Here is a 17,015-nt window from a genome sequence, read left to right as displayed (position 1 = left end):
CCGTCACCGGCATGACGTCGATGTGGGGTTCCCCGGTCGCCACCCGGCTCCGCTTCTGGTCCCGCGGCCACCGCGACCCGGCGCAGGCCCGGTTCCTCACGGTGGCCTCGCTGCGCTGGGTGCTGCGCAACCGCGCCTATACCCCGTGGTACCTGGTCCGGTACTGGCGGCTGCTGAAGTTCCGCCTGGTCAACCCGCACGTGGTGCTGCGCGGCATGGTCTTCCTCGGCAGGGACGTGGAGATCCACGCCCGCCCCGGCTTCGGCAGGCTGGAGATCGGCCGCTGGGTCCACATCGGCGACGGCAACGCCATCCGCTGCCACGAGGGTTCGCTGCGCATCGGCGACAAGGCCGTCTTCGGCAGGCAGAACGTGGTCAACTGCTACCTCGACATCGAGCTGGGCGCCGCCACCCTGGTCGCCGACTGGGTCTACATCTGCGACTTCGACCACGTCACCGCGGACGTCCACCAGCCGATCAAGGACCAGGGCATCGTCAAGTCCCCGGTCCGCATCGGCCCGGACACCTGGGTCTGCACCAAGGTCACCATCACCAAGGGCACCCGGATCGGGCGCGGCTGCGTCCTCGGTGCGCACGCCGTGGTCCGCGGTGACATCCCGGACTTCGCGGTGGCGGCGGGGATTCCGGCGAAGGTGGTGCGCAACCGCGTCTCCGCCTACGAGGCCGACGCCGAGCGCCGCGCCGCCGTCGCGGACATGGCCCGCAAGGCGGCCAAGGCGTTGCAGAAGACGCTGGAGAGCTGAGCCCCCCCCGAGCCGGGGTTCCGGGGGCGAGTCCCGGCCCGCGGGGCGGACCGGGCCTAGGAGACGGTGAAGGCGTTGCCGGTGGCGATCTTGGGGCGGCCGAGTTCGCGGGGCTGGGCCGGGGTGGCGCGGGTGTAGACCTCCGCGGTGCGGGTGGCGATGAGGGACCAGTCGAAGTCCTTGGTGAGGCGGGACTTGGCCAGGCGGGCCCGGCGCTTGGCGGCGGCCGGGTCGTCGAGGACGGCGCGGGTGGCCTCGGTGAGGCCGTCGACGTCGCCCGGGGGGAAGGAGAGGCCGGTGCGGTCCTGGACGACGACCTCGCCGAGGCCGCCCGCGGTGGAGGCGACCAGGGGGGCGCCCGCGGCGGCGGCTTCGAGGGCGACGATGCCGAACGGTTCGTAGCGGCTGGGGAGGACCACCGCGTCGGCGGCGGCCAGGGTGGCGAGCAGTTCCCGGTCGTCGAGGTGGCCCGCGAACTCGACCGCGCGGCGCACGCGCAGCTTCTTCGACAGCTCGACCAGGGCCTTGGCCTGCGAACCCCGGCCCGCGACGACCAGGCGGGTGCCGGGGTGGGTGCGGCGGATGCGGGGGAGGGCGGCGATCAGGTCGTGCACGCCCTTCTCCCACTCCAGCCTGCCGAAGAACAGCAGCAGCGGGGCGCCGTCGGGGCTGTGGGTGAGGCGGGCGGCGCGCACGTCGCGGGCCGAGACCCGCCAGCCGCGCGGTTCGATGCCGTTGTGGATGACCTCGATGCCCGCCGGGTCGACCTCGAAGAGGTGGGCGACCTCGGTGCGCATGGCCGACGAGCAGGTGATCAGCGCGTCGGCGCGGTTGGCCAGCCACCACTCGACCGAGTGGACCTGCTGGTTGAGCGGTTGGGAGAGCCAGCCGCTGTGCCTGCCCGCCTCGGTGGCGTGGACGGTGGCGACCAGGGCGACCCCGGCCTGCTCGGCGAGGGCGACCGCCGGGTGGGTGACCAGCCAGTCGTGGGCGTGCACCACGTCCGGCCGCCACTGCCGCAGCAGGGCCAGGCCCGCGCGGACCATGCCGTGGCCCATGGCCAGGGTCCAGGCCACCAGGTCCTTCTCGAAGACCAGGTGGGTGGGGTCCTCGGCGACGCGGATGACCCGCACCCCGGCGTCGGTGGTGTCGGTGGTGGGGTGCGTGGCGGCGTCGGTGCCCGCCTCGTGCCTGCACAGCACGACGACCTCGTGGCCCTGGGCGGCGAGGTTGACCGCGATGGCGTGCACGTGTCTGCCCAGACCGCCGATGACCACCGGCGGGTACTCCCAGGACAGCATCAGCACGCGCATCTCGTCGACTTCCTCACCTTCGGGTCTGAGAACCCTACTTGCCGGTAAGGAGGGTTCTGGCGTCGAGGTCGCCGAACAGGCCGTCCTCGGCGCGCAGCCGGGCCGCCCGGTCGGCGGCCCGCTCGCGCGCCCCCGACCGCAGCAGCGAGGCCAGCTCGGCGTAGCGCTCGCCGTGCACCTTGGCCCGGCGGCGGGCGTAGTCGGCGGCCGAGTCCTTGGTGACCATGAACGCCCAGTCGCTCGACAGGGCCAGCAGGGCCTCGCGGACGACCTGGTCGAACACGGGGTCGCGGCCCACCGACGGCGCCCGGTGCGCGACCAGGTCGAGCAGGTCGCGTTGCAGTTCGGCGCCCGCGTGCACCAGGTCGGCCACCTGCTCGCCGTCCCACACCCGCCAGTCCTTGCCCGACCCCCACGACGACGCGGGCAGGTCGACCCGGCCGCCGAGGTAGCCGGCGTCCAGCGCGCCGCGCAGCGAGGTCACCTCGACCCCGCGCGCGGGCAGCAGCCGCAGCACCTGTTCCAGCCACGCCGGTCCTTCGTGCCACCAGTGCCCGAACAGCTCGGTGTCGTACGCGGACACCACGAGCCCCGGCCTGCCGTGCCTGTCGTTCAGCTCGTGCAGCCTGCGCACCACCGTGTCCACGAAGTCGACCGCGTGCCGCTGCACGGTTTCCAGCGCGAGGGCGGGCTCGTAGGGCCGCTTGTCCTGCGGTGCCACGTGGCGCCCGGTCACCCGTGCGGGCTTGAGGCCCGAGGGGTGGTCGTAGGTGTGGAAGTCGCGGTAGGCGGGGTCGCCCGGGTAGCCCGCCTTCGGGGACCAGACCCGGTAGGTGACCTCCAGGTCGCGGCCGAAGCACACCACGTCGGAGTCGCCGACCGTGCGGGCCAGGGCGGTGTCGCCGTGCAGGGCGGGGCCGTCGACGAGGAACCGGCGCACCCCCGCCGCCGCGTAGCCGGTCTCCATGCCCGGGGCGTACCCGCACTCCGGCGCCCAGATGCCCTCGGGCCGGTGGCCGATCCGGGCGGTGGTGTCGTCCAGGCCCGCGCGCAGGGCGAACGCCCGCAGCGCCGGGTCGAGCAGCGGCTGGAACGGGTGCGTGGCCGGGCCGCCGATCAGCTCGACGACACCGCTGTCCACCAGTGGCCGCAGGACCGGCGAGAACCCGTGCCGCCAGCGCCCCTCGAACTCGCCCAGGGCCGCCGCGGACGCCCGGAACTCCGCCGCGGCCACCTCGCGCAGCAGCGGGTCGTCGCGCTGCCAGCGGGTGGCGGCGTACTGGGCGCGCAGGTTCCAGTTGCCCAGCCAGTCGTGCACGGCGCGCAGCGAGTGCGGGTCGTCGAGCTGGGCGGCGAGCACCGGGGTCACGCCCAGGGTGAGCACGTCGCGGCGGCCCTCGGCGGCGAACCGCTCCAGCATCCCCACCAGCGGCAGGTAGGAGTGCGCCCACGCCTGGTAGAGCCACTCCTCGCCGACCGGCCAGGTGCCGTGGTGCGGAAGCCAGGGCAGGTGGCTGTGCAGGACGAGCGCGAAGCCCCCGATCGGCTCGCTCATGCGCGTGCGACCGCGACGAGGTCGAGCGAGGCGTCCACGTCCACGTCGTCGGCGGAGGTGATCTCGAAGTCCGCCGGCGCCACCGAGGTCACCGCGTCGAGCAGTTGCGCCGACCACGGCTCCCCGGAGACGGCGACCTCCAACTGCGCGTCGATGATCGACCCGCCCAGGGCGGCGTCCAGCCCGCGCAGCCGGGGGCCGTGGGCCAGCCCGCCCAGGAACTCCACGGTGAAGCCCGCGTCGCGCAGCAGCCCGGCCAGTTCACCGCCCGCCAGCTCGCGGGTGTGGAACGGGTTGAGCGGGGTGTCGCGGCCGGGGGAGAAGGTGATCCGGTTCGGCGTGGTGACCAGCAGCAGCCCACCGGGGCGCAGCACCCGGTGGCACTCCAGCAGGAAGCCCTCCTGGTCCCACAGGTGCTCGATCACCTGCAGGTTCGCCACCACGTCGACCGCGCCGGTGCGGACCGGCAGCGCGGCGAGGTTGCCGCGCACGGTCCGCACCGCCGGGTACGCCTTCGCCACGTGGGCGGCGGTGTACGCGTCGTAGTCGAGCCCGATGACCTGCCGGGCGGTGCCCGCCAGCAGGTCGGCGCCGTAGCCCTCACCGCACCCGGCCTCCAGCACCACCGCGCCCGCGCAGTGGTGGGCCAGGTTCAGGTACGCGGCCTCGTGCCTGCGGAACCAGTAGTTCTCTTCCGCGATGCCGGGGACGGTGCGCTCCCCGGTGAGCGGCAGCTTGTCGGCGGCGCCTGCGGTTTCGGTGGACACGCGGGAAGACGGTAGCCGATGGGCTACTGGTCAGTAAGGGTCAGGGCTTGCGGCCGACCGCCCCCGCGATGCAGAACTGCACCTCGTCGAGCGGCTTGAGCTGCGGGCCGTCCGGCCACCACTCCGCGCACAGCGAGAAGCCGGGCGGGACCAGTTCCAGGCCGGGGAACATGCTCTCGATGGCGGCGCGGGTGCGGAACAGGCCGGTGCCCATCGGGCTGTGCAGGAACACGTCCTCCATGCGCCGGGCCAGCGGGCTGTACTCGCTGGTCTCCGGGTCGAAGAAGTGGCTGATGCCGACCACCGAGCCCGAGGGCAGCGCGTCGATGTAGACCCGCATGATGTCGGCCGGGTCGCGCTCGTCCCCGTAGTGGTGGATGGTGCCCATCTGGAACAGCGCCAGCGGCTGGTCGAAGTCGATGTACTTGCGCACGACCTCGTCGGCCAGCACCCGCTCCGGCTCGAAGATGTCCTCGGCGGTGAAGTGGGTCTGGTCGTTCTCCTCCAGCAGCGCGCGCCCGTGCGCGAGCACCACCGGGTCGTTGTCGACGTAGACGACGGTCGACTCGGGGTTGATCCGCTGCGCCACCTGGTGGGTGTTCTCCGCGGTGGGCAGGCCGGAGCCGAGGTCGAGGTACTGGGTGATGCCGGTCTGCAGCGCCACGAACCGGGTGACGCGGATGAGGAACTCGCGGTTGTCGAAGGCGAGCTGCGCGGCCTCGGGGGCGACGCTCTGCACGCGGCGCAGGACCTCGCGGTCGATCTCGTAGTTGTCCTTGCCGTGCAGGAATGCGTCGTACACCCTGGCGATGCTGGCCTTGGAGGTGTCGATGTAGACGGGCACCCCTGGCTCGTCTGAGTGGGGACCTGCGGTAGACATGCGTTCCTCACCGGGTGTCGTGGATCATGGATGTTTCGCGATCAGGAGGTACCCTCACTGTAGGGGGACGGAACCGGCGGAAACCACGTCGGGTGATGATTGTTCTGCGAAGGGATGGCGGCCGTGGCGGAGGCGCAGAGCGGCGGGCCCACCGCGCGCCGCATCGTGCTCGGTTCCCAGCTCCGCAGACTCCGCGAGCGCGCCGAGATCACCCGCGCCGAGGCCGGGTACCACATCCGCGGGTCCGAGTCGAAGATCAGCCGCATGGAGCTGGGCCGGGTCGGTTTCAAGGAGCGGGACATCGTCGACCTGCTGGCCCTCTACGGGGTGGACGACCCCACCGAGCGCGACCAGTTCCTCGACCTGGTCCGCCAGGCGGGTGAGCCCGGGTGGTGGCACCGCTACAGCGACCTGATGCCCACCTGGTTCCAGGACCTGGTCGGGTTGCAGGAGGCCGCGTCCCGGTTGCAGATGTACGAACTCCAGTTCGTGCCCGGCTTGTTGCAGACCGAGGAGTACGCCAGGGCGCTGGTCAGCCAGGGCCGCCCCGACCTCGCCACCGCGGAGACCGAGCGGCTGGTCGCGCTGCGGATGTCGCGGCAGAACATCCTGCGCAGCCTGAGCGCGCCGAAGCTGTGGGCGGTCGTGGACGAGTCGGTGTTGCACCGGCCGATCGGTGGGGCGCGGGTGCTGCGCGAGCAGATCGATCACCTGCTGGAGGTGACCCGGCTGCCGAACGTGACGTTGCAGGTGGTGCCGTACGCGCTGAGCGGGTACGCGGCCGAGGGCTCGTTCTCGATCCTGCGCTTCACCGAGCCGGAACTGCCCGACCTGGTCTACCTGGAGCACCTCGGCGGCGCGGCGTACCTGGACCGGCCCGAGGAGATCGAGCGCTACAGCCGCGTGGCCGACCGGTTGACCGTCGACGCGGAGACGCCGAGCCACACGCGGCAGTTCCTGGTCAAGCGCCGCCAGGAGATCTGACCCGAATCTTATTTTGCTTCACCTTTTTGTGTCGCCCTGACAGCTCCTCGTTCGACTCTGCGCATCCCCGTTCGCACGTTCGAGTTCCACGAGCGGATGACACTTTCGGATGCACGTGCATGTGCAAGCCCTTCGACCGTGTTACGGTCAGCAACGGCAGATGCACGTGCAGACACGAGACGGTCCGGAGGTCGACAGATGACCGACATTCGCAACGGGATGCCTGCGGGGCTGCTGAGCGCGGCCCGGTGGCGCAAGGGGTCGCGCAGCGGGGCCTACGGCAACTGCGTCGAGGTGACCCCGGTCGCGGAGGACCACACCGCGATCAGGGACAGCAAGGCGCCCAGCGGACCCGCCCTGGTGTTCCCGCGCGCCGCGCTGACCTCGCTCACCCGCGCCGTGCGCGCGGGGACGGTGCACGCGCCCAGCGCCGAAGACCTGCTGCGGGTGCTCGTCCTCCGCGGCTTCGAGTTCCTGCACCCCCGAGACGCCAACGGGGACCTGACCGCCGTCGTCGGGGTGCGCGCCCACCACGACGTGATCGACGTGGTCCGGTTGCACGCCGAGGACGACGCCATCGCCTCCCGCCTCCCGGCGGACACCCTCGACGTGCTCAACCCCACCCTGGTCCTCTGGCAGCGCACCGGGTGGGCGACCGCCGTCCTGCGCCAGCTCGTGGACCTCGCCGACGAGCGCACGCCGGGTATGCCCGCCCGCGGGGAAGCGTCGGTCTCGCCGCTGCGCGGCTGCTGGGTGCCGACCACACCCGGCCGCGCGCGGTGGCTGCCCGCCACCGCCTGACCGCCGCCCGAGCACTCGTCCAGCGCAGAGGACGGTGGTCGCCTCCCCTGCGGGAGGTGGCCACCGTCCTCTGTGCGCTGGTCAGGTCTGCGAGACGACGACCGAGAGCATGCCGGGGCCCGCGTGCACGGCGATGGCGGAGCTGGCGTCGGTGACGACCCGCTCGCGCACCCCCGGGATGCGCTCGGTCAGCTCGGCCATCAGCTCGGCGGCCTGCCCGGGGGCGCCGACGTGCTCCACGGCGACGTCGACCGTGCGGTCGCCCGCGGCGGCGGTGGCGATGTCGGCGAGCCTGCGCTTGGCCCGGCCGCCGCCGATGACCCGGTCCAGCGGGGCGATCTGACCGTCCCGCATGGTCAGCAGCGGCTTGACCGACAGCGCCGTGCCGACGAGGTGCGCCGCGGCGCCGATCCGGCCGCCGCGACGGAGGTGGTCGAGGGTTTCCACGTAGATGAAGGTGGAGCCGCCGTCCAGGCGGCGCTGCAACGCGTCGATGATCCGGCCGGGGCTGCCGCCCGCGCCCGCGACCCTGGCCGCGGCGGTGACCGCGTACCCCAGGCTCATGCCCATGGTGCGCGAGTCGACCACGTTGACCGGCAGGCCGACCCGCGCGGCGGCCTCGCGGGCGTGCTCGGCTGTCTTGGACTGCCGGGAGGAGATGTGGACGGACACGACCGCGTCGGCCCCGTCCTCGGCCGCGGCGCGGTAGGCCCAGTAGAGCGCGGCGGGCTCCGGCGGCTCGGTGGACACCGGCCGGTCGGCGCGCATGGCGGCGACGACGGTGGCGGCGGGCACCCGGATCTCGTCGTCGAGGTGGTCGCCGATCCGGATGCGCAGCGGCACGACCCGAATCCCCCACTGCCGGGCGAGTTCCGGCGGCAGGCTCGCGGTGGAGTCTGTGATGACGGCGACCCTCATGGCCCTCGACCCTAGCCTTTCCCCAACCCCCGTCGGGGTTGCTTTGAGCGGTTGGCGGTGAGCACCGTCACGCGGTCGGCGGAAGGTCATGGTTGCACGTTCGCTACTGACGGGTAACATTGCGGTGCAAAAGGCCACCGTGCCAGCAGGCCGCAGGGCATGGCAAGGTCAGCCGAACCGCACATGTCCAACCACGGTGCGCTGGTCGCCGGATTTCCACGGCGGTACACGGTGCTCGTTCCCAGGAGGTCGAAGAAGACCCATGCCAAACATCGTTGTCCTGGTCAAGCAGGTGCCCGACACCTACTCGGAGCGCAGGCTCTCCGACTCCGACCACACGCTGGACCGTGATTCCGCCGACGCCGTCCTCGACGAGATCAACGAGCGCGCCGTCGAGGAGGCGCTGCTGATCAAGGAGGCGCAGGGCGGCGAGGTCACCGTGCTCAGCGTCGGCCCGGACCGCGCCACCGAGGCGATCCGCAAGGCGCTGTCGATGGGTGCGGACAAGGCCGTCCACGTCTCCGACCCCGCCCTGCACGGCTCGTGCGTGATCCAGACCTCCAAGGTCATCGCCGCCGCCGTCGGCAAGGTCGACGGCGTCGACCTGGTCATCGCGGGCAACGAGGCCACCGACGGCCGCTCCGGCGCCGTCCCGGCGATCCTCGCCGAGCTGCTGGGCTACCCGCAGCTCACCCACGCCCGCAAGGTCGTCATCGAGGGCACCACCATCAAGGTGACCCGCGAGACCGACGAGGGCCTGACCCACCTCGAGGCGTCCCTGCCCGCGGTGGTCAGCGTCGGCGAGAAGATCAACGAGCCGCGCTACCCGTCGTTCAAGGGCATCATGGCCGCGAAGAAGAAGCCGGTCGAGACGCTCACCGTCGCCGACCTGGGCATCGACGCGGGCGAGGTCGGCCTCGCCAGCGCCACGTCCACCGTCGTCGAGGCCGCCCCGAAGCCGCCGCGCGCGGCCGGGCAGAAGGTCGAGGACGAGGGCGACGGCGGCGCGAAGATCGCCGAGTACCTCGTCGGCCAGAAGCTCATCTGAGATCAGCAGCGAAGGAGGAAAGACAATGTCCGAGGTCCTGGTCCTCGTCGACCACATCGACGGCGAGATCAAGAAGGTCACCTTCGAGCTGCTGACCGCGGCCCGCTCGCTCGGCGAGCCGTCGGCGGTCGTCGTCGGCACGTCCGGCACGTCCGCGAAGCTCAAGGAGTCCCTGGCCGCCTACGGCGCGGAGAAGGTGTACGTCGCCGAGTCCGACGACGCCACCGGTTACCTGGTGACGCCCAAGGTGGACGTGCTCGCCGCGCTCGTCGCGTCGAAGTCCCCGGCCGCGGTGCTCGTGGCCGCGTCCGCCGACGGCAAGGAGGTCGCGGGCCGCCTGGCCGCCCGCACCGGCTCCGGCCTGCTGGTCGACGCCATCGGCGTCGAGGGCTCCGGCTCCGACGTGACCGCCGTGCAGTCGATCTTCGGTGGCGCGTTCACCGTCAAGTCGAAGACCACCGTGGGCACCCCGATCGTCTCGGTCCGCCCCGGCGGCGTCGAGTCCTCGGAGTCCGCGGGCGCGGCGGCCGAGGAGGTCGTGGAGGTCCCCGCGACCGACGCGGCCAAGGCCACGAAGATCACCGGTGCCGAGCCCATCGTCGGCGGCGACCGCCCCGAGCTGACCGAGGCCTCCATCGTGGTCTCCGGCGGCCGCGGCGTCGGCTCGGCGGAGAAGTTCGACGTCGTGGAGAAGCTCGCGGACGCGTTCGGCGCGGCCGTCGGCGCCTCCCGCGCGGCGGTCGACTCCGGCTACTACCCGGCGCAGTTCCAGGTGGGCCAGACCGGCAAGACGGTCTCCCCGCAGCTCTACGTGGCCCTGGGCATCTCCGGTGCGATCCAGCACCGGGCCGGGATGCAGACCTCGAAGACCATCGTCGCGGTCAACAAGGACGCCGAGGCGCCGATCTTCGAGATCGCCGACTACGGCATCGTCGGCGACCTGTTCGCCGTGGCCCCGCAGCTCACCGACGAGGTCGGCAAGCGCAAGGGCTGAGTTCTCCTGCTGGGTCCGCCCAGCACCACCGCCAGGGGCGGGCACCGGCACCGGTGCCCGCCCCTGGCGGTTCCCGGTGTCAGATCGCCGTGAGGTTGACCGTTAACGCAACCTCCACTGATCCGTCACGGGAATCACCCCGCGCAGGTCGCCTCCCCGGCGTGACCCTTGTGCCATGACGCGGACCCAGGTGCTGCTCAGCACGGCGAAGCCGGGAACCGACACCCCCCACTACTCACTGCTCGTCGCGCAGGACGGCGCCGAGGTCGAGGCCGCGCAGAGACTGCGCCACCGGGTCTTCGCCGAGGAGATGGGCGCGACCCTGCACACGCCCAGGCCCGGCCTGGACATCGACGCCTTCGACGCGCTGTGCGACCACCTGGTGGTCCGCCACGACGCCACCGGCGAGATCGTCGGCACCTACCGGATGCTGCCGCCGGGGCGCGCCGCGACCCTGTACTCCGACACCGAGTTCGACCTGGCCCGGCTGGCGGGCCTGCGCGGCGCGCTGGTGGAGACCGGCCGCTCCTGCGTGCACCCGGACCACCGCAGCGGGGCGGTGGTGAGCCTGGTGTGGGCCGGGATCGCCCGGTACATGTTCCTCTCCGGCCACAACTGGCTGGCAGGCTGCGCCTCCGTGCCGCTCGACGACGGGGGCGCGCTGGCCTCGGGCGTGTGGGACACCGTGCGGGACAAGCACTACGCCGACGAGCAGTTCCGCGTGCGCCCGCTCAACCCCTGGGAGCCGGTGGGGTCCTCCGGCCGCGTCGCGCTCCCGCCGCTGCTGCGCGGCTACCTGCGGCTGGGCGCCAAGGTGTGCGGCCCGCCCGCCTTCGACCCGGACTTCCGCGTGGCGGACTTCTTCATCCTGCTGGGCCTGTCCGACATCGACGAGCGCTACCTCCGCTTCTTCCTGGGGGAGGGCCGATGACCCGCCCGCTCCCCCTGCCGGTACCCCGCGCGGTCTCCCTCCCGGCAACCCGCCCGGTGCCATCTCCCGCCCCCCGCGCTGTGCCATCCCCCGCCCCCCGCCCTCTGGCCCACGCGTGGATGCCGACCTCGCCGTGCGGACCCCGCTGCCTGACCGGCGACGAGCCGACCGTCGGCGCGCTCCGGGCGGGCCTGCGGCTCAGCGGCGCCGCGTGCGTGCTGCTGGTGTGCGTGCTCGCCGTGCCGGTCCTCCCGTTCATCGGCCGCGACACCTTCGCCCGCCTGGTCTTCCGCTCCCTGCTCCGGGCGTTCGGCGTCCGGCTGGCGGTGACCGGCGGTGAGTCGCTGCGCGAGGCCAGGGGGCGCGGCGCGCTGGTGGCGACCAACCACGTGTCCTGGCTGGACATCGCGGCGGTGAACGCGATCCGCCCGATGCGCGCACTGGCCAAGCGCGACATCCGCGACTGGCCGGTCCTCGGCCGCGTCGTCGCGGCGGCGGGCACGGTGTTCGTGGACCGCGAGCGGCTGCGGTCGCTGCCCGGCACCATGGCGCACCTGGCCGAGGTCCTGCGCGCGGGCGCCCACGTCTACGCCTGCCCCGAGGGCACCACCTGGTGCGGCCAGGGCGTCGGCCGCTTCCGCCCGGCCATGTTCCAGGCCGCCATCGACGGCGGCGTCCCGGTCCGCCCGATCGCCCTGCGCTTCCGCACCGGGGACGGCCGCGAGACCACCGCCCCGTCCTTCATCGGCGACGAGACCATCGTCGACTCGGTCCGCCGGGTCGCCCGCCTGCGCGGCCTGGTCCTGGAGGTCAACGTCCTCGACGAGCTGGCCCCCGGCCGCGCCGCCGACCGCCGCGAACTGGCCGCCCTCACCGAGGCGGCGGTCAACGCCGCCCTCGGCCGGGCACTCGTCCCCACCCCCCGGAACCGGCGCGGGCCGCACCCGTCCAGGACCCGCCAGTCCGCCTAGGTCCTGTCCGGCGCAGCCCGGTCTTGTCGTCGGTGTACCCGGGTGGTGGCCAAGCACATCCACCCGGGCACACCCACCAAATCCCAAGGCGCCAAACCGGGAAAAGGACTAGACCTCCACCCGGGTCGAAGTTGCACGATGGCCCGATGAGCCACGATGGACCGATGAGCACCGCAGAGATCGCACCGGGGAAGTCGTTGTGGCTGCCGGAGAACCGGCGCACCACCTCGGCGGTGCTCCTCCTGATCACCATCGTGGCCTTCGAGCAGCTCGGCATCAGCACGGCGATGCCCAGGATGCTCGCCGACCTCGACGGCACCTCCCTCTACTCGTGGCCGTTCACCGTGTTCCTGTCGGCGAGCGTGGTCTCCACCGTGGTCTGCGGGCGGATCGCCGACCGCGTGGGCCCGGCCAGGGTGCTCTACGTGGCGCCCGCGGTGTTCCTCGTCGGGCTGCTGGTGGCGGGCACCGCGGACACCATGGCGGTGCTGCTGGTCGCCCGCGCGCTCCAAGGGGCGGGCATGGGTGCCGAGGCCACCTGCATCTACGTGCTGATCACCCTCGTCTACCCGGAGCGGTCCCGGCCCGCCGCGTTCGGTGCCCTGTCCGCGGCCTGGGTGGTGCCCTCGATCGTCGGGCCCACCGTGGCCGGGGTGGTCACCGAGCAGGTCGGCTGGCGCTGGGTGTTCCTCGGGTTGGCGCCGCTGGCCGTGCTCGGTGCGCTGCTGCTGCTCCCCGCACTGCGCGGGCTGCCCCGCCCGGACCGGTCCGGCACCCCGGCGGGCAGGCGGTGGCTGCCGGTGGCCGCGGTCGCGGCCGGGGTCGCGATCCCGGTGGTGAGCTGGGCCGCGCAGCACCCGTCGCCGCTGTGGCTGGTGGCGGGGGTGGTCGGGGTGGTGGTGCTGGTGGCGGCGCTGCGGACCCTGCTGCCGAAGGGGACGCTGCGCGCCGCCCGCGGCCTGCCCCGGGTGGTGCTGTCGCGCGGGCTGTTCGCCGGGGCGTTCCTGGCGGTCGAGGCGTTCCTGCCGCTGACCCTGGCGTCGGTGCACGGCTACCCGCTGGCGCTGGCCGGGTTGCCGCTGACGATCGCCGCGCTGGGCTGGTCCGGGGCCTCGCACTGGCAGGGCAGGCACCCGGAGGTGGAGCGGTCGGCGCTGATCCGGTGGGGGTTCGTCGTGCTGGGGGTCGCGTTGGCCGCGATGACGCTGGTCGCGGTGCCCGGTGGGCCCGGGTGGCTGGCGGTGCCGCTGTGGCTCTTCGCCGGTGCCGGGATGGGGATGGCGTTCCCGGCGATCAGCGTGCTGGCCCTGGGGCGGGCGCCCGAGCACGAGCGCGGGTTCGTCTCCGCGGCGGTGCAGGTCATCGACACCGTCTTCGCCGCCACCACGATCGCCCTGGGCGGGGTGCTGCTGGCGGGCATCGCCTCGGCCGCCGAGCCCACCGCCGCCGTGGTGGTCCTCGACCTGCTGATGGCCGCCATGGCCCTGGGCGGGGCGCTGCTGTTCCGGCGGGTGCGGGACGCTGCGGTGTGAAGTGCCGGTGGGCGGTGTCTCGTTCCGCCCCGGTCCGGGGGCGGTCTACTCTGGGAGCGCGATGACGTATCTCGACCACGCAGCGACGACGCCGATCCTCCCCGAGGCGGCGGCTGCCCTGACCGCGGCGTTGACCTCGTTCGGCAACGCCTCGTCCCTGCATTCCTCCGGCCGCCGCGCCCGGCGCGCCGTCGAGGAGGCCAGGGAGACCATCGCCGGGGCGCTGGGCGCCCGCCCGTCGGAGGTGCTGTTCACCTCCGGGGGGACCGAGAGCGACAACCTGGCCGTCAAGGGCATCTACTGGGGGCGGCGGGCCAAGGACCCGAAGCGCACCCGCGTGCTGGTCTCCGCCGTGGAGCACCACGCGGTGCTCGACGCGGCGCTGTGGCTCGCCGAGCACGAGGGCGCCGAGGTGACCCTGCTGGAGGTCGACGACTTCGGCCGGGTGCACGAGGACACGCTGCGCGCCGCCATCGCCGAGAACCCCGACGACGTGGCCCTGGTCAGCGTGATGTGGGCCAACAACGAGGTGGGCACGGTCAACCCGGTCCGCGAGCTGGCGGGCACCTGCGCCGCGCACGGCATCCCGTTCCACACCGACGCGGTGCAGGCCGTCGGCGTCCTGCCGGTGCACTTCGCCGAGTCCGGGGCGAGCGCGCTCACCGTCAGCGCGCACAAGGTCGGCGGCCCGTACGGCGTCGGCGTCCTGCTGCTGGGCCGCGACGTGCCGTGCGTGCCGGTCGCGCACGGCGGCGGCCAGGAGCGCGACGTGCGCTCGGGCACCCTCGACGTCCCGGCGATCGTGTCCATGGCCACCGCGGTCCGCGTCGCCACCGAGCAGCGCGCCGAGCGGGCCGCCCGCCTCACCGCCCTGCGCGACGAACTGGTCCGCGAGGTGCGCGCCGCCCTCCCCGAGGCCCTGCTCAACGGCGACCCCGGTGAGACCAGCGTGGACGGCGGCCCGTCCCGGCTGCCCGGCAACGCGCACTTCACCTTCCCCGGCTGCGAGGGCGACAGCCTGCTGATGCTCCTCGACGCCCGCGGCATCGAGTGCTCCACCGGTTCGGCCTGCACCGCGGGCGTCGCCCAGCCCAGCCACGTGCTGCTGGCCATGGGCGTGGAGCCCGCGCCCGCCCGCGGCTCGCTGCGCTTCTCCCTCGGCCACAGCACCACCGTCGCCGACGTCCGCACCCTCGCCGAGGCCATCGCCCCGGTCGTCGAGCGCGCCCGCAACGCCGGGCTGGCGGGCCTGCGCCGCGGGGCGGCCCGGACAGCGGAGGTCTGACCCGTGCGCGTACTGGCCGCGATGAGCGGCGGCGTCGACTCCGCAGTGGCCGCCGCCCGCGCCGTGGAGGCCGGGCACGACGTCACCGGCGTGCACCTGGCCCTGTCGGCCAAGCCCGGCACCCTGCGCACCGGCTCCCGCGGCTGCTGCACGGTCGAGGACGCCCACGACGCCCGCCGGGTGGCCGACATCCTCGGCATCCCCTACTACGTCTGGGACTTCGCCGAGCGCTTCACCGAGGACGTCGTCGAGGACTTCGTCGCCGAGTACGCCGCGGGCCGCACCCCCAACCCGTGCCTCAAGTGCAACGAGCGCATCAAGTTCGAAGCCCTCCTGGACAAGGCGATCGCCCTCGGGTTCGATGCCGTCTGCACCGGCCACTACGCCCGCCTGGAGGTCGTCGACGGCCGCCCCGAGCTGCGCCGCAGCGCCGACCTCGACAAGGACCAGTCCTACGTGCTGGCCTCGCTGACCCGTGAGCAGCTCTCGCACGCGATGTTCCCGCTGGGCGGCTCGGTGAAGTCGGACGTGCGGGTCGAGGCGCAGGAGCGCGGCCTGGCCGTCGCGGAGAAGCCGGACAGCTACGACATCTGCTTCATCCCCGACGGCGACACCCGCGGCTTCCTCCAGGCCAAGCTGGGCGCGCGGCCGGGGCACCTGGTCGACGACGAGACCGGTGCGGTGCTCGGCGTGCACGCGGGGGTGCACGGGTTCACCGTCGGGCAGCGGCACGGGCTGGGCATCGAGGCCCCCGCACCCGACGGGCGGCCCCGGTACGTGCTGTCGCTGGAGCCGGTGAGCGGGAACGTGCGGGTCGGCGCCGTGGAGAAGCTGGGCGTGCGCGAGATCGTGGCCGAGCGCCCGATCTGGCCGTCCGGGGTCGCCCTGGGCGGGGAGGTCGAGTGCGTGGCGCAGGTGCGCGCGCACGGGGGGACCTCGGCTGCGCGGGCCGCCCTGGTCGACGGGGCGCTGGTGGTGCGGCCGTCGGCGGAGCTGCGGGGGGTGGCGCCCGGGCAGGCCGTGGTGCTCTACCGCCCGGACCCGGCCGGGGACGTGGTGCTGGGCAGCGGGATGATCTCCACCACCCGCTGACCCGCTCCGGACCGGTGCCCGTCGGCACCGGTCCGCACTGGGAACCCGGTCAGCGGGTGGGGTCGAGCAGCAGCTTGCCCACCGTCTTCCTGGCGCGCAGGTCCTCGTGGGCCTGGCGGGCGTCGGCCAGCGCGTACTCGCCGCCGCCGATCACCTTCAACGAGCCCTGTTGGACCGCCGCGAACAGTTCCCGCATGGCGTGCTGCATCAGGCCCGGCTTGGTGAAGGCGTGCGGGAGCCAGAGGCCGCTGATCGTCGTGGAGTGCGACAGCAGGGCGGGGAGGTTGACCGGCTTGGGGGGCCGGCGGCTGGCCATGCCGAAGAACGCGAGCCTGCCGAGGGGTGCGAGGGCGGCGATGCTGCGGTCGGTGACCGTGCCGCCGGTCATCTCCAGGACGACGTCCACCCGCTTGCCGCCGTTGGCCTCGCGGATGGCGGCGGTGAGGTCGTCGGCGCCGGGGTCGATGGCGGCGTCCGCGCCCAGGCTCAGGGCCAGGTCGCGCTTGTCCTGGGTGCTGGCGGCGGCGATGACCCGGCCCGCGCCCATGGCCTTGGCCAGTTGCACGGCCAGGGTGCCGACCCCGCCCGCCGCGGCGTGGACGACGACCGACTCCCCGGCCTCCAGGTGGGCGGCGGTGCGCAGCAGCAGCCAGGCGGTGGTGCCCTGCACGACGAGGCCCAGGGCGGTGAGGTCGTCGACGTCGTCGGGGACCTCGAAGGCCATGTGCTCGGGGGCGGCGACGCGCTCGGCGTAACCGCCCGCGTCGACCATGGACACCAGGCGCCTGCCGTCGGGGGTGCGGCCGACCACCTCGTTGCCGGGGATGAGCGGCAGGGAGGCGGGGGCGAGGTAGCTGTTCTCGGCGTTGTGCGTGTCCGCGTAGTTGATGCCCGCGCGCGAGACCTCCACCAGCACCTGGCCCGCGCCCGCGGTGGGGTCGGGGAGGTCGGCGGGGACGAGCACCTCGGGTCCGCCGAACTCGGTGATCTGGATGGCGCGCACGGGTTCCTCCTCGGCTCGACGACTGCCAGGGAACCCTAACCCCGGGTCTCAGCCCTGGCCCGCCCACGGCCAGTCCGCCGGTCTGTCGTCCTGCCCACCGGCTCCGCCCAGCATGACCAACCCCCTCCGCCCGACCCGCCTGCGCATTCCGGGGCTCAGCCTAGGGCGCCGCACCCG

16 protein-coding genes are annotated in these 17,015 nt (G+C 73.4%); 10 read left to right on the top strand and 6 right to left on the bottom strand.

From position 1 onward, the window contains the following. The first annotated feature begins 11 nt into the window (after positions 1-11). Complete coding sequence (locus tag DFQ13_RS26690; protein ID WP_035282549.1) at positions 12-764, top strand: acyltransferase; 753 nt, start codon at positions 12-14, stop codon at positions 762-764. A gap of 56 nt (positions 765-820) precedes the next feature. Here DFQ13_RS26690 and DFQ13_RS26685 read toward each other — a convergent pair whose 3' ends face one another. From DFQ13_RS26685 to DFQ13_RS26670, 4 genes are read right to left on the bottom strand one after another with little or no spacing between them, the layout of a single operon-like run. Beyond that, a complete protein-coding gene (locus DFQ13_RS26685; RefSeq protein ID WP_110081774.1) occupies positions 821-2,077 on the bottom strand; it encodes a glycosyltransferase family 4 protein in 1,257 nt (418 codons plus the stop codon). Positions 2,078-2,111: 34 nt separating this feature from the next. Beyond that, the gene (locus DFQ13_RS26680; RefSeq protein ID WP_035282554.1) at positions 2,112-3,632 is read right to left on the bottom strand and encodes a 1,4-alpha-glucan branching protein domain-containing protein; all 1,521 of its coding nucleotides are present in this window, start codon (positions 3,630-3,632) and stop codon (positions 2,112-2,114) included. Beyond that, on the bottom strand, positions 3,629-4,399 hold the full coding sequence (locus DFQ13_RS26675) for a class I SAM-dependent methyltransferase (RefSeq protein WP_110081773.1): 771 nt from the start codon (positions 4,397-4,399) through the stop codon (positions 3,629-3,631). Before DFQ13_RS26675 ends, DFQ13_RS26680 begins: the two co-directional genes overlap by 4 nt. A gap of 40 nt (positions 4,400-4,439) precedes the next feature. Continuing rightward, positions 4,440-5,279, bottom strand: coding sequence for an SAM-dependent methyltransferase (locus DFQ13_RS26670; RefSeq protein ID WP_110081772.1), 840 nt, complete (start codon positions 5,277-5,279; stop codon positions 4,440-4,442). Positions 5,280-5,393: 114 nt separating this feature from the next. Here DFQ13_RS26670 and DFQ13_RS26665 point away from each other — a divergent pair, with 114 nt between their 5' ends. Beyond that, positions 5,394-6,263, top strand: a complete 870-nt coding sequence (locus DFQ13_RS26665; protein WP_035282560.1) for a helix-turn-helix domain-containing protein — start codon at positions 5,394-5,396, stop codon at positions 6,261-6,263. Between the two features lie 198 nt (positions 6,264-6,461). Continuing rightward, on the top strand, positions 6,462-7,064 hold the full coding sequence (locus tag DFQ13_RS26655; protein ID WP_233427568.1) for a DUF397 domain-containing protein: 603 nt from the start codon (positions 6,462-6,464) through the stop codon (positions 7,062-7,064). An 81-nt stretch (positions 7,065-7,145) separates the two neighbouring features. On the opposite strand, the gene DFQ13_RS26650 is transcribed toward DFQ13_RS26655, so the two are convergent. Further along, complete coding sequence (locus DFQ13_RS26650; RefSeq protein WP_110081771.1) at positions 7,146-7,982, bottom strand: DegV family protein; 837 nt, start codon at positions 7,980-7,982, stop codon at positions 7,146-7,148. A gap of 262 nt (positions 7,983-8,244) precedes the next feature. On the opposite strand from DFQ13_RS26650, the gene DFQ13_RS26645 reads away from it, so the two are divergent. From DFQ13_RS26645 to mnmA, 7 genes are all read left to right on the top strand, one after another. Then, positions 8,245-9,030, top strand: a complete 786-nt coding sequence (locus DFQ13_RS26645) for an electron transfer flavoprotein subunit beta/FixA family protein (RefSeq protein ID WP_035282564.1) — start codon at positions 8,245-8,247, stop codon at positions 9,028-9,030. A 25-nt stretch (positions 9,031-9,055) separates the two neighbouring features. Further along, on the top strand, positions 9,056-10,024 hold the full coding sequence (locus DFQ13_RS26640; protein WP_110081770.1) for an electron transfer flavoprotein subunit alpha/FixB family protein: 969 nt from the start codon (positions 9,056-9,058) through the stop codon (positions 10,022-10,024). 175 nt (positions 10,025-10,199) lie between these two features. Next, a complete protein-coding gene (locus DFQ13_RS26635; protein ID WP_110081769.1) occupies positions 10,200-10,955 on the top strand; it encodes a GNAT family N-acetyltransferase in 756 nt (251 codons plus the stop codon). A gap of 104 nt (positions 10,956-11,059) precedes the next feature. After that, entirely contained in the window at positions 11,060-11,926 is an 867-nt protein-coding gene (locus tag DFQ13_RS26630; protein ID WP_035282603.1) for a lysophospholipid acyltransferase family protein, read from the top strand. Between the two features lie 164 nt (positions 11,927-12,090). Further along, positions 12,091-13,458 carry an MFS transporter gene (locus DFQ13_RS26625; protein WP_110081768.1) on the top strand — a complete coding sequence of 456 codons (1,368 nt, stop codon included), beginning with the start codon at positions 12,091-12,093 and terminating at the stop codon, positions 13,456-13,458. Positions 13,459-13,519: 61 nt separating this feature from the next. Further along, entirely contained in the window at positions 13,520-14,743 is a 1,224-nt protein-coding gene (locus DFQ13_RS26620) for a cysteine desulfurase family protein (RefSeq protein WP_110081767.1), read from the top strand. 3 nt (positions 14,744-14,746) lie between these two features. Continuing rightward, entirely contained in the window at positions 14,747-15,835 is a 1,089-nt protein-coding gene (mnmA, locus tag DFQ13_RS26615; protein ID WP_110081766.1) for a tRNA 2-thiouridine(34) synthase MnmA, read from the top strand. Positions 15,836-15,884: 49 nt separating this feature from the next. Here the strand turns inward: mnmA and DFQ13_RS26610 are convergent, their stop codons facing one another. Then, positions 15,885-16,838, bottom strand: a complete 954-nt coding sequence (locus DFQ13_RS26610) for a quinone oxidoreductase family protein (protein WP_110081765.1) — start codon at positions 16,836-16,838, stop codon at positions 15,885-15,887. Between the last annotated feature and the right edge of the window lie 177 nt (positions 16,839-17,015).

It is taken from the genome of Actinokineospora spheciospongiae, assembly GCF_003182415.1.
GTDB lineage: Bacteria > Actinomycetota > Actinomycetes > Mycobacteriales > Pseudonocardiaceae > Actinokineospora > Actinokineospora spheciospongiae.
The sequence above is the reverse complement of the archived record's forward strand: the minus strand, read 5'-3'. Positions and strand labels throughout refer to the sequence as shown.

Excerpts from the sequence above, each read along its gene's own strand:
- DFQ13_RS26620 (WP_110081767.1), top strand. The coding sequence starts at position 13,520 with ATGACGTATCTCGACCACGCAGCGACGACGCCGATCCTCCCCGAGGCG.
- DFQ13_RS26625 (WP_110081768.1), top strand. The coding sequence starts at position 12,091 with ATGAGCACCGCAGAGATCGCACCGGGGAAGTCGTTGTGGCTGCCGGAG.
- DFQ13_RS26670 (WP_110081772.1), bottom strand. The coding sequence starts at position 5,279 with ATGTCTACCGCAGGTCCCCACTCAGACGAGCCAGGGGTGCCCGTCTAC.
- DFQ13_RS26640 (WP_110081770.1), top strand. The coding sequence starts at position 9,056 with ATGTCCGAGGTCCTGGTCCTCGTCGACCACATCGACGGCGAGATCAAG.
- DFQ13_RS26635 (WP_110081769.1), top strand. The coding sequence starts at position 10,200 with ATGACGCGGACCCAGGTGCTGCTCAGCACGGCGAAGCCGGGAACCGAC.
- DFQ13_RS26680 (WP_035282554.1), bottom strand. The coding sequence starts at position 3,632 with ATGAGCGAGCCGATCGGGGGCTTCGCGCTCGTCCTGCACAGCCACCTG.
- DFQ13_RS26650 (WP_110081771.1), bottom strand. The coding sequence starts at position 7,982 with ATGAGGGTCGCCGTCATCACAGACTCCACCGCGAGCCTGCCGCCGGAA.
- DFQ13_RS26655 (WP_233427568.1), top strand. The coding sequence starts at position 6,462 with ATGACCGACATTCGCAACGGGATGCCTGCGGGGCTGCTGAGCGCGGCC.
- DFQ13_RS26665 (WP_035282560.1), top strand. The coding sequence starts at position 5,394 with ATGGCGGCCGTGGCGGAGGCGCAGAGCGGCGGGCCCACCGCGCGCCGC.
- DFQ13_RS26690 (WP_035282549.1), top strand. The coding sequence starts at position 12 with ATGACGTCGATGTGGGGTTCCCCGGTCGCCACCCGGCTCCGCTTCTGG.
- DFQ13_RS26645 (WP_035282564.1), top strand. The coding sequence starts at position 8,245 with ATGCCAAACATCGTTGTCCTGGTCAAGCAGGTGCCCGACACCTACTCG.
- DFQ13_RS26685 (WP_110081774.1), bottom strand. The coding sequence starts at position 2,077 with ATGCGCGTGCTGATGCTGTCCTGGGAGTACCCGCCGGTGGTCATCGGC.